Origin of the sequence: Fodinicola acaciae, assembly GCF_010993745.1 — a bacterium.
Lineage (GTDB): Bacteria > Actinomycetota > Actinomycetes > Mycobacteriales > HKI-0501 > Fodinicola > Fodinicola acaciae.
The window spans coordinates 535,841-548,004 of sequence record NZ_WOTN01000001.1; the positions used below are offsets into that span (position 1 = coordinate 535,841).

The 12,164-nt window shown below is 70.3% G+C and carries 8 protein-coding genes and 1 tRNA gene; 7 read left to right on the forward strand and 2 right to left on the reverse strand.

The genetic code is table 11. The features are described from left to right. Position 1 precedes the first annotated feature (1 nt). From GNX95_RS02495 to GNX95_RS02505, 3 genes are all read left to right on the forward strand, one after another. Complete coding sequence (locus GNX95_RS02495) at positions 2–1,645, forward strand: DNA polymerase Y family protein (RefSeq protein WP_163505519.1); 1,644 nt, start codon at positions 2–4, stop codon at positions 1,643–1,645. Between the two features lie 14 nt (positions 1,646–1,659). Next, a complete protein-coding gene (locus GNX95_RS02500; RefSeq protein WP_163505520.1) occupies positions 1,660–4,986 on the forward strand; it encodes an error-prone DNA polymerase in 3,327 nt (1,108 codons plus the stop codon). 50 nt (positions 4,987–5,036) lie between these two features. Further along, positions 5,037–5,108: transfer RNA gene (locus GNX95_RS02505), tRNA-Cys, on the forward strand. 545 nt (positions 5,109–5,653) lie between these two features. On the opposite strand, the gene GNX95_RS02510 is transcribed toward GNX95_RS02505, so the two are convergent. Further along, a complete protein-coding gene (locus tag GNX95_RS02510) occupies positions 5,654–6,598 on the reverse strand; it encodes an aminoglycoside phosphotransferase family protein (protein ID WP_163505522.1) in 945 nt (314 codons plus the stop codon). An 80-nt stretch (positions 6,599–6,678) separates the two neighbouring features. Between GNX95_RS02510 and GNX95_RS02515 the strand changes: the two genes are divergently transcribed. The 3 genes from GNX95_RS02515 to GNX95_RS02525 are packed head-to-tail and all read left to right on the forward strand — an operon-like array spanning position 6,679 to position 9,774. Beyond that, on the forward strand, positions 6,679–7,404 hold the full coding sequence (locus tag GNX95_RS02515) for a class I SAM-dependent methyltransferase (protein WP_222853352.1): 726 nt from the start codon (positions 6,679–6,681) through the stop codon (positions 7,402–7,404). Between the two features lies 1 nt (position 7,405). After that, a complete protein-coding gene (locus GNX95_RS02520; protein ID WP_246281491.1) occupies positions 7,406–8,533 on the forward strand; it encodes an alkaline phosphatase family protein in 1,128 nt (375 codons plus the stop codon). Next, a complete protein-coding gene (locus tag GNX95_RS02525; protein WP_163505526.1) occupies positions 8,533–9,774 on the forward strand; it encodes a DNA polymerase IV in 1,242 nt (413 codons plus the stop codon). Before GNX95_RS02520 ends, GNX95_RS02525 begins: the two co-directional genes overlap by 1 nt. Here the strand turns inward: GNX95_RS02525 and GNX95_RS02530 are convergent. Further along, a complete protein-coding gene (locus tag GNX95_RS02530; RefSeq protein WP_163505528.1) occupies positions 9,758–11,518 on the reverse strand; it encodes a glycosyltransferase family 39 protein in 1,761 nt (586 codons plus the stop codon). The genes GNX95_RS02525 and GNX95_RS02530 overlap by 17 nt on opposite strands. A gap of 234 nt (positions 11,519–11,752) precedes the next feature. On the opposite strand from GNX95_RS02530, the gene GNX95_RS02535 reads away from it, so the two are divergent. Further along, positions 11,753–12,163, forward strand: coding sequence for a DUF3040 domain-containing protein (locus GNX95_RS02535; protein ID WP_163505529.1), 411 nt, complete (start codon positions 11,753–11,755; stop codon positions 12,161–12,163). Position 12,164 lies beyond the last annotated feature (1 nt).

The following is a 12,164-nucleotide window of genomic DNA, read 5'->3' on the forward strand; positions in this document are numbered from 1 at the left end:
CATGGCCGTGCGCACGTTGGTGCTGTGGTGTCCGGACTGGCCGGTCATCGCCGCGATGGCGGCCGACGGCGTGCCGACCCACCAGCCGGCCGCGGTGTTGGTCGGCAACCGGGTCGTCGCCTGCTCCGCGCCGGCGCGCGTCGACGGCGTACGCCGCGGCCTGCGCCGCCGCGAGGCGCAGGCACGCTGTCCAGAGCTGGCCGTGCTGGCCGCCGACCCGGAGCGCGACGCGCGTGAGTTCGAGCCGATCGTACGGGCCGCCGAGGAGCTGGCGCCAGGCGTCGAGGTGGTGCGTCCCGGCCTGGTCTCGGTGGCCGCCCGCGGTCCGTCCGGTTACTACGGCGGCGACCAGGTGGCCGCGCAGCGGCTGGTCGAGCAGGTGGCCGCGGAGACCGGCGTGGAGGCGCAGGCCGGCATCGCCGACGGCCTGTTCGCCGCGACCTTGGCGGCTCGGCGCGGCCTGGTGGTCGAGCCCGGCGAGTCGGCGGGTTTCCTTGCTCCGCTGGACATCGGCGAGCTGGCGGTCGGCTGGGACGCCGGCCCGGCCGGCCGGCAGGCGGCCGCGCGCAGCCATCGGGCGGTGGCCGAGTCGCTGGAGGAGTACGTGCAGCTGTTCCGCCGGCTCGGCCTGCGTACGCTCGGCGGCTTCGCCGCGCTGCCGGCAAGCGACGTGGCGTCTCGGTTTGGCGTCGAAGGCGAGCGGATGCACCGGCTGGCCCGCGGCGTCGACCCGTATCCACCGGCCGCGCGCCGGCCGCCGGCCGACCTGACCGTCACGCTGGAGCCGGAGGACCCGATCGAGCGGGTGGATGTCGCGGCGTTCGTGGCGCGGCAGCTGGCCGGCCGGTTCCACCGCGTGCTGGCGGCGCACGGCGTGGCGTGTACGCGGCTGGTCATCGAGGCGCACACCGAGCACGGCGAGCAGCTGTCCCGCACCTGGCGCCACGACGGCGTGTTGACCGTCGGCGACGTGGCCGACCGAGTCCGCTGGCAGCTCGACGGCTGGCTGACCGCGGTCGCGCGCGGCGGCGCGGTGGACACGCCGACCGCCGGCATCAGCATGCTCCGGCTGGTGCCGGACGAGGTGGTCGACCACTCCGGCCTGCAGGCGGGGTTGTGGGGTGACGTCGGTGAGCGTGACGAGCGCGCGCACCGCGCGTTGACGCACGTACAAGGCATGCTCGGACCGGAGGCGGTGCTCACACCGGTGCTCGGCGGCGGCCGCGGGCCGGCCGACCGCGTACGGCTGGTGCCGTGGCGCGACGACCGCGAGCCGGCGCTGCCGGCCGAGCCGCCATGGCCAGGCCGGCTGCCGAGTCCGTCCCCGACGGTGCTGCCGGCCGAGCCGATGCCGGCGGCCGTACGCGACGCGGCCGGCAAACCGGTGACGCTGTCCGGCCGCCACGAGCTCAGCGCGCCGCCGCACTGGGTCACGATTGGCGACCGGCCACCGCGTGGCGTGCTCGCCTGGGCCGGTCCGTGGCCGGTCGACGAGCGCTGGTGGGACCAGGTGACCGCCAACCGCCGCGCGCGTTTCCAGATCGTCCTCGCCGACGACACCGCTCGTCGCGACCGGCTGGCCGCCACCGCTTTCCTGCTGTCGCTGGAAAACAGCACCTGGACCGTCGAAGGCATCTACGACTGAAGGACGTTCACACAATGGGGTGGAACAACCCGGACGTGCCGTGGCAGCAGCTCAACCGCGCGCTGTCCTGGAAGTCGCCGGAGCAGGCCGGGCAGCACGGCGACGGCGGCGACGCGCCGGGCTGGAGCCGGCACCGCGAGCCGGAAAGGCCAGAGCGGCCGCCGGTGCCGGAACAGACCGGCGACCCCGTCCCGTACGCCGAGCTGCACTGCCACTCCAACTTCAGTTTCCTCGACGGCGCCAGCCAGCCGGAGCAGATCGTGGCCGCCGCGGCGGCGCTGCGGCTGTCCGCGGTGGCCATCACCGACCACGACGGCATGTACGGCGTCGTACGTTTTTCCCAGGCCGCCAAGGAAGTCAACGTGCCGACCATCTTCGGCTCGGAGCTCAGCCTCGGCCTGACCGAGCGGCAGAACGGCGTCGCCGATCCGGAAGGCAGCCACCTGCTGGTGATCGCGCGCAGCCCGGAAGGCTATCGCCGGCTGTCCCGGGGGATCAGCTCGGCATTGCTGGCCAGCGGCGAGAAAGGGCGGCCGGACTACCGGTTGGACGCGCTCGCGGCGATGTCGCGCGACCACTGGCTGGTGCTGACCGGCTGCCGGAAGGGGACCGTACGGCAGGCCATCGCGGCGCAGAGCACGGCGGCCGGTGCCTGGGACGCCGGGTTGGCCGAGCTGACCAAGCTGGTCAAACTGTTCGGCCGTGGCAACGTCGCGGTCGAGCTGATCGACCACGGCAATCCGACCGACAGCGAGACCAACGACCTGCTCGCCGAGCTGGCCGCGGCGGCGAAACTTCCCACCGTGGCAACGGGAAACGTGCATTACGCGATCCCGCAGCAGCGCCGGCTGGCGACCGCGCTCGCGGCCGTACGGGCCCGCCGGAGCCTGGACGAGATGGACGGCTGGCTGCCGGCCGCGGCGACCGCGCACCTGCGCTCCGGCGCCGAGATGGACAGGTTGTTCGCGCGCTATCCCGGCGCGGTGGCCAGAGCCGCCGAGTTTGGCATGGCGTGTGCCTTCGATCTTTCCCTGGTGGAGCCGGAGCTGCCGCCGCGGGAGGTGCCGGCCGGTCACACCGAGGCCAGCTATCTGCGCGAGCTGGCCTACGCCGGGTGGCGCGAGCGGTTCGGCGGCAAGCCGCATTTCGACCGGGCGAAGGAAAAGATCGACTACGAGCTGGAGGTCATCGAAAGCCTCAACTTCCCCGGCTATTTCCTGATCGTCAAGGAGATCGTGGATTTCTGCGCCAAGGAAGGGATCCTGGTGCAGGGCCGCGGTTCGGCGGCCAACTCCGCGGTCTGCTTCGCGCTGGGGATCACCGCGGTCGACGCCGTACACCACCGCCTGCTGTTCGAGCGCTTCCTGGCGCCGGAGCGGGACGGCTATCCGGACATCGACCTGGACATCCAGTCCGACCGCCGCGAGGAGGTCATCCAGCACGTCTATCGCAAATACGGCCGGCAGCGCGCGGCGCAGGTGGCCAACGTCATCTCCTACCGGCCGAAAAACGCCGTACGCGACATCGCCAAGGCTTTTGGTTATTCGCCAGGACAACAGGACGCGTGGAGCAAGCAGATCGACCACTGGGGACCGCTGCCGGCCGACAGTGACATCCCCGCGCCGGTCATCGCCATGGCCAACGAGCTGCTGAAGTTTCCCCGCCATCTGGGCATCCATTCCGGCGGCATGGTGCTGTGCGACCGGCCGGTGAGCGAGGTGGTGCCGGTGGAGTGGGCCAGCATGGAAAACCGCACCGTCGTGCAGTGGGACAAGGACGACTGCGCCGATGCGCGGCTGGTGAAGTTTGACCTGCTCGGACTCGGGATGCTGACCGCGCTGAGCGAGGTGATGCGGCTGGTACGGACCCATCACGGCGAGGACCACCCGATGCACACGCTGGACGAGACCGACCCGCGGGTCTACGACATGCTGTGCTCGGCAGACGCGGTCGGGGTTTTCCAGGTGGAGAGCCGCGCGCAGCTGGCCACGCTGCCCCGGCTGCGGCCACGCAACTTCTATGACCTGGTGGTCGAGGTCGCGCTGATCCGGCCGGGGCCGATCCAGGGTGGCTCGGTGCATCCGTATCTGCGCCGCCGCAGCGGCAAGGAGACAATCACCTACCCGCACAAGAAACTTCAGGCCGCGTTGGAGCGTACGCTCGGCGTGCCGCTCTTCCAGGAACAGCTGATGCAGATGGCGATCACCATCGGCAACTTCGACGGCGCCGACGCCGACCGGCTGCGCCGCGCGATGGGATCCAAGCGCTCCGAGGAGCGAATGCAAGAGCTCAAAGGAAAACTCTACGCGGGGATGGCCGACAACGGCATCACCGGCACCGCCGCCGACGATATCTACCAGAAACTGGAGGCATTCTCGCACTTCGGCTTTCCGGAGAGCCACGCGTTCAGCTTCGCCAAGCTGGTCTATGCCAGCGCCTATTTCAAACTCTATTTTCCGGCGGCGTTCTGCGCCGCGCTGCTCAACGCGCAGCCGATGGGCTTCTACTCGCCGCAGTCGCTGATCGCCGACGCCCGCCGGCACAGCGTGACGATCCGCGGCGTGGACATCAACGCCTCACTGGCCAAGGCGAAACTCGAGCCGGTCGACCCGACCAGATACGCCGACGGCGTCGGCCCGGTGCAGGCCGTCCGGCTCGGCATCGAGTCGGTGCGCACGGTCGGCAAGGAGCTGGCACAGCGGATCGAGGACGAGCGGCTGAAGAACGGACCGTACGCGGACATGCCGGACGTGGCCCGCCGGGTCGGCCTGACCGTACGACAGGCCGAGGCACTGGCCACCGCCGGCGCCTTCGGCTGTTTCGGCCTGACCAAACGAGAAGCGCTGTGGGTCGCCGGCGCCGCCGCGCAGGAACGCGCCGACCGGCTGCCGATCGCGGTCGGCGCCAGGCCGCCGATGCTGCCGGGCATGGCCGACGTGGAGGAGGCGATGGCCGAGGTGTGGGCCACCGGCATGTCCGCCGGCAGCTATCCGACCGAGTTCGCCAGGGAATACCTTGACTCCCTCGGCGTACTGGCGGTCGACCGACTGTCCACAGTGGACAACGGTCGGCGCGTACGAGTCGCCGGCGTGGTGACCCACCGGCAACGACCGGCCACTGCCGGCGGCATCACCTTCATGAACCTGGAGGACGAGACCGGCATGGTCAACGTGGTGTGCTCACCGGGCCTGTGGGCCGCCTACCGGCGGGTTGCACACGTGAGCCCCGCGCTGCTGGTCTTCGGCAAGTTGGAGAGGGTGGACGCGGTGGTCAACGTGGTCGCCTACCGACTGGAACGTTTGCAGCTGCGGATCGCGACCACCTCTCGGAACTTCCGTTAACGTTGCCGTACGGATAAAATCCGGCTTCTCATCCGTTGAACCTCGTACGAGAGCCGGCGCTGGTGCGGTGGGCTGCGTGGTCTTGCAGCAGTCCACCGGGGGTTCGAATCCCCTCCGGCTCGCTCGTCCAATTGGTGCTGCCTGGTCGGCAGCACGCCTCCAGGGTGGTTCTCAGCTGCGTAATACTTGGTTAACAAGACATCAAAACGGACATTTTCTGCGCCGCCAGCGATCACAGCAGCATTATCAGCCTCAATAGTCACACCCGTCACAGCCTCTGGTGATCACTGTGGTGTGAAAGCCTTGTTTCTTGCGTCCAGCGCAAGTAACTCGACATTCATGCCATCCGCGAACCCCTCAAGGCAGACATTTAGCGCTCCACACGCCTTCGCGTCCCACATACTGGACCCTCACGCCACCCACCGAGACGCCACCGCAGCACCGGACCACACCACGTACGAAACCGCACACGCCGCACTCAACCGGACCAACAGCGACACCCCGCGCGCCCCTCCCCTTGAGGTCGCCCTCCGTACAGGAGCGCCCGCCGCGCAGGCGAAACCCAACCACCCCCAAACGCAACAATCATGAAACCCAACCCCGACAACACAACCAGAACCGAGGCCCGCCCCGAGCCGGTGAGGTCGCCTCGCCACGCGAGTGGCTGTCAGGACAGGGTGGTGGCGATCTCCAAGGCGTTGCTGAAAAACTCCGGGTCCTGGTCGTTGTACGCCCACAGGACGTTGTCGACGGCGCGTGCCTGCGACCACAGTCGCGCGCGTTCGCCGTCGAGCTCACCGGCCTCGACGATGATGGCCAGCCGCCGCAGCAGAGCGCGCCGCAGGTCACCGGTCTCCACCAGAGCGTCCCAGCAGTTGCGCAGCGCCGGCTCGACGTCGAACTCCGGCTCGCCGGCGACGCCTTTCGGGTCGATCGCGAGCCACGGCTCACGAGAGCTGGCCAGTACGTTCATCTGGTGCAGGTCACCGTGTACGACGACCGGCTCGGTCACGGTGAGCTGCTGGCAGGTGTCGACGGCCAGATCGAGCAGCCGGCGGTCGAAGGGCCGGCCGAGCCGGTCCCAGCGCTCGGGCAGCTCGGTCGTCCAGCGAGCCGCGGTGTCGTTCTGCCGCACCAGCACGACCGAGTCCTCGACGCGTACGGCCAGCCGCCGCAGCAACCGGCCGATGATCGCCGCGCCGGTCTCGTGCTCGACATCCTCCAGCATCCGCGAGTTGTCCAGCCGCTCCAACAAAAGCGCGTTGGTGCCAAACCAGTCACCGTTGTGGTCGACACCGCGTTTGCCGTCGACCAGCGGATCGGTCCGCAGCAGCCGTACGGCGCCGCGTCCGTCCCATAGCCGCAGCGCCTCGGCCTCTGGCAGGTTGTCCGGCCCGGTGATGCCGACCTTCAGCACCGCCTCGGCGCCGTCGGTGGTCGTCACCGGCAGCACGATCGCGCACATGCCGTGCATCACGCCGGTCGCCGGTGTCAGCTGCCATTCGTCCACGAACCGCTTGATCTGGCCGGGCAACTCGGCGAGCCAGCCGTCCGCCTGGTCGCGCAGCAGCACGCGTACGCCGTCAACGTAGTCGTCCGGCAGATCGATCACGCGAGGCAGTATCACCTATGCGTACGCCACGCGGACAACGCAATAAACGGATGTCGGACCTCACCAGTAGGGTCATCTGCGTGACCTCGGTACGCACCGCCGCGATCTGGCGCGGCCTGCAGGCGGAGCTCGACCGCCGAGCCGCCGACGGACCGCTGCGGATCGTCGACGCCGGCGGCGGCAGCGGCGGGTTCGCGGTGCCGTTGGCCTGCCAGGGCCACCTGGTGAGCGTGGTCGACCCGAGCCCCAACGCGCTGGCCACGCTGAGCCGGCGCGCTGCCGACGCCGAGGTGGCCGACCGGATCACCGCGGTGCAGGGCGACGCCGCCACGCTGGCCGCGGTGGTCGGCGACGAGGTGGCCGACATCGTGCTGTGCCACAGCGTGCTGGAACACGTCGACGACCCGGCCGGCTCGGTCGCCGCGATCCGCGCAGTGCTGCGAAAAGGCGGCCTGGCCAGCGTGGTGGTGGCCAACCGGGCGGCGGCCGTGCTGGCCAAGGCGATCGCCGGTCACCTCGACCTGGCGGCCGCGGCGCTGGCGGATCCGGACGGCCGGTTTCCCGGCGGCGACACGGCTTTGCGGCGATACGACCCGGCCGGTGTCGTCGCGCTGCTCACCGGCTCCGGCCTGACCGTCGAGCAGGTGCACGGCGTACGCGTGCTGGCCGACCTGCTGGACGGCACCGGCCAGTCAACCGACGCCGAGCATCCCTCCGACGATCTGCTCAGCCTGGAGCTGACGCTCTCCGACCGGCTGCCCTATCGCGATTTCGCGACGCAGCTCCACCTGCTGGCCAGGAGGTAACGTGCATCTTCCTGCGTACGGTCGCGGGTCGCTCGCCGTGGTGCTGCCGTCGGTCGCGGCTGCGCTCGGCATCCCCGGCTTCACCGACACGCTCGGCGTGGCCGCCACCACCGGTCCGTTGCGCCGCGCCTGCGTGCTGCTGGTGGACGGCCTCGGCTGGCAGCTGCTGACGGCGCATCCGGACGTCGCGCCGACCATGAACGCGATGGTCAAGCGGTCGATCACCACGGCCTTTCCGGCCACCACCGCGACCAGCGTGACCACTGTCGGCACCGGCGTGCCGCCGGGCCTGCACGGCGTGGTCGGCTACAAGGTGGCGATCCCGGGCAAGGGTCGGATCATGAACTCGCTGCGCTGGGACAACGAGGTCGACCCGCTGGTCTGGCAGCCGCACGAGCCGGTGCTGGCCAGGGCCGCCGGCGCTGGTCTGGCGGTGCACCACGTGGGGCCGAAGTTCCACGACGGCGGCGGCCTGACCAGGGCCTCGACCCGCGGTGCGCGGTTCCGCCCAGCGTACGGCCTCGGCGACCTCGCCGCCGGCGCGGCCGCGGTCACCGCCTCGGCGGAGTGGGCCCTGACGTACGCGTATTTCGCCGATCTCGACACGGTCGGTCACGTGCGCGGATCGCGGTCGGACGCGTGGCGCGCCGAGCTCGCCCACGTCGACCTGATGGTCGGGGCGCTGCGCGACATGCTGCCGCCTGACGCCGCGCTGGTCGTCATCGCCGACCACGGCATGATCGACGTGCCGACGGAGCAGCGCGTCGACTGCGACACGACGCCGGAGCTGCGCGACGGGGTGGTGCTGCTCGGCGGCGAGGGCCGCGCTCGGCACCTCTACACGCGTCCCGGCGCCGCCGACGACGTACGCGAGACGTGGTCCGGGTTTCTCGGCGACCGCGCGACCGCGGTGACGCGCGAGCAGGCGATCGCCGACGGCTGGTTCGGTCCGCGCGTCGACGACGGCGTACGCGACCGGATCGGCGACGTGGTGGTGTCGGCCGGCCCGGACCTGGCGCTGATCGCCTCCGAACGCGAGCCGATGGAGTCCAACCTGGTCGGCCTGCACGGCGGCATGGAGCCGGCCGAGCAGCTGGTACCGCTGCTGGTGTCACCGGGGACGACGTAGTGGGCCGCAGCCAGCACCTGCCGCGGCTGGCCAACCGGCCAGGGGAGCCGGCCGACGACTCCGGATGCACCATCCTGCACGTCGACATGGACGCGTTCTTCGTCTCCGTCGAGCTGCGTACGCGGCCGGAGCTGCGCGGCAAGCCGGTGGTCGTCGGCGGTGTCGGTGGCCGCGGCGTGGTGTCGTCGGCCAGCTACGAGGCACGCAAGTTCGGCGTACGCAGCGCGATGCCGACCGCGGTCGCGCGCCGGCTCTGTCCGGAGGCGGTGTTCCTGCCGACCAGCCACGGCCTCTACGGCGAGGTGTCGCGGGACGTGATGGCGATCTTCGCCGACTTCACGCCGCAGGTGGAGCAGCTGAGCGTCGACGAGGCCTTCCTGGACGTGGCCGGCGCTGTCAAGCTGCTCGGCTCGCCGGCCGCCATCGCGCAACAGATCCGCGCGCGCGTGCAGGCCGAGCACGACATCACCTGCTCGGTCGGCGTCGCCTCCAGCAAGTTCATCGCCAAGCTGGCCTCCTCGCTGTGCAAACCGGACGGCCTGCTGGTGGTGCCCAAGGACGAGACGCTGCGTTTCCTGCATCCGCTGCCGGTCGGCGCGCTGTGGGGCGTCGGCCAGCGTACGGAGGAGGTGCTGGTCCGGCTCGGCTGCAAGACCGTCGGCGACGTGGCCGCGATGCCGTTGCGTGGCCTGCAGAAGGCCGTCGGAGCGGCGGTCGGCGCGCATCTTTTCGAGCTGGCCAACGGCCGCGACCCGCGCCGCGTCCAGGTCGAGGAGCACGACAAGTCGATCGGCTCCGAGGAGACCTTCGACGTGGACGTGACCGACCACCGCCGGATGCACAAGGAGATCCTGCACCTGGCCACCAAGGTGGGGGAGAGGCTGCGGACCGCCGGCTACACCGGTCGTACGGTCAGCATCAAGGTGCGCTTCGCCGACTTCAAGACCATCACGCGGTCGCGTACGTTGCCGCAGAGCACCGACAGCAGCCACGAGATCTACGCGACCGCGCGCGGGTTGTACGACGCGCTGCGGCTGGACCGGCCGCGGATCCGGCTGATCGGCGTGCGGGTGGAGCAGATCGGCTCCGCCGACGGGATGACCGAGCAGCTGATGCTCGGCGAGCCGGACCACGGCTGGCGCGACGCCGAGCAGGCCGTCGACGCCGCCGCCAAGCGGTTCGGCAGCGGCGTCATCCGGCCGGCGACGCTGGTAAGGAAGCCGGCTACTTCAGCGGAATGACGCTCAGGCAGGCGAACTTCGGGTTGGGTGGTACGGTCACCGGCTGCTTGGCTGGGCCGGCCTTCAGATCGAGAAGCGTCCAGCCAGGCAGGATGAGCGTGGCGCGCGGCGGTCCGAAGCTCTTCGAGGTGACGACGGTGCCCGACTTGGTGAGCACCGCGAGTACGCGCTCGTGGTAGTCGTTTGGATGTGTCGAGAGCCGCGCGCCGTGCACGTACCAGACGCGTGAGGCACCGGTCAGCGACTTCGCCACCGTGTCCGGCTTGCAGCTGGCGTCCTGCGGCCCCATCTGGGCGAGCCCGACGATCGGCATCTTCAGCTGCCGGCCATACCAGGCGGCCAGCGGCTTGCTGAACTGGTAGAAGAGCACCACGTCGCCCGGCTTCAGGCGGCCGGCAACGTCGCGCACCACGTCACGACCCCTGTCGCGATAGAACGGTTGGACGACCTCGCCGACGCCGCTCACGGCGGCCGGTGCGGCGGCCACCGCCGTGCCACCGACAGAAACCACAGCGGCGACCGCCAGCACCACAGCGATCGTGGCGGCGACCGGCCGCGTACGCGACCACCAGCGGTCCGGCAGCTCGCCACCTTTGAGTGCGCGGAAAACGTACGCGGCGCCGCGTATCGTGCCGTCCACGCAAGCCGCGATCAGGATCGCGATCGGCGCCAGCAGATAGAGCGCCACCCGGCCTTCGACCGGAAAGCCGTGCACGGCGGCGGCGCCGATCGCGGCCAGCGGCACCAGCGCCAGCATCGCGGCCCACAGCAGCCGGCCACGCAGCACCAGCGCAACCAGACCACCGACGACCAGCAGCAACACCAGTGGAGCGAGCGTCCAACCGAGCGTGGCCTGGCCGATGAAGCCGCCCCACATCCGCGGCAACCAGCCGATGATCTGCGGTACGCCGGAATGTGCCGGCGGCACGCCGGTCTGGAAGAAGCTGAACTGGTTGGACAGCTGCGGCAGCAGCAGCCGGCGTACGACCAGCGTGATGCACACCGCCAGCACCGGCACGCTGGCCAGCAGGAAGACCCACAGCTCCGGCCGCCGGCGGCGGATCAGCAGAAAGCCGACGACGCTGACGACCAGGCCGGTGACCACCAACAACGCCGTGTAGCTGAGCAGCCCGCCGACCACACCGACGACCATCCAGCCGACCGCGCGCCGCCACCGGGGGATGCCGGCCCGATCGTCGGAGGCGTACGTGTCAGCGGCCAGGATCAGCGCCAGCGCGACGGCCGCCTCGATCGAATACTGCTTGAGCTCACCGGCGTAGGTCATCGTGAGCGGCGAGAAGACGACCAGCGCCGCGGTCACCAGCGTGGCCCACGGACCGGCCGCGCGGCGAGCGGCCACCACGGCGAGCACGATCGCGGCGACCGTACCGATCAAGGCCGGCAGCCGCAGCGCCTGCTCGCTGTCACCGAGGACCCTGAGAAAGGCCTTCTCGCCGACCAGCCAGCCAGGCGGCGCGATCTGGTAGTACTGCAGCGGCCCGAACAGGCCGCGGATCGACAGGTCACGCACGTTGATGGCGATGTAGAGCTCGTCGTTCCACAGTCCGCGGTCGCTCAGCCAGACCCGGACGGCGCCGCAGATGCCCGCCAACACCACCAAAGCGACCAGGATGTTGTGGATCCGGCCACTCCAGATGCGTGTCGCCGGCGACGGTCCGGTGGTGTCGCCGGTGGCCTCGGTCTGGTCGGTCAGAGCGGTCTCCTCGTCGAGCGCGCGTGACATAGCGCGGATCTTTCCAGGCGAACCGGCGGTGAGCCGATGCGGCCCGGCTGTGGCCGTTCTGTGATCGTTTGCTCACCGAGAAGACCGGGTCGAGCGTAGTGTCTGTCTTTCCGGACGAGCCCCGTGCTCGTAGACTGTTGTTACTACGCCGTCAGTAGTCAGAACGACCGTCACCGGCGGGACGTGCACGTCGTCCCGCCACGGCGGCTGTGGCCGAGTCGCAGGAGGAGTGCCGTGCCGCTCTCCGAGCATGAACAGCATCTGCTCGAGCAGATCGAGCGTGCGCTGGTTGCTGAAGACCCCAAGTTCGCCTCGACCGTACGCGCCGCCGATCCGCGCCATCACGTCCGCCGCCGCGTCGTACTGGCGAGCATCGTCGCCGTCGTCGGACTGGCGCTGGTGTGCGTCGGCGTCGTCTTCGGCAAGCCCGACGTCCTCGGCGTGCCGGTGATCGCCGCGGTCGGTTTCTTCGCCATGTTCGGTGGCCTGGTGTTCGGCCTCAGCGCCTACCGGCACCGCCAACTGGAGGCCGTCCCGAGCGGCGAGTCCGGTGAGGGCGGCGCCACCACCCGCCGCCGCTCCTCGATCGTGGACCGGCTGGAGGACCGCTTCCGCCGCCGCTCGAACCGCTGGAGCGGCGAGTAGC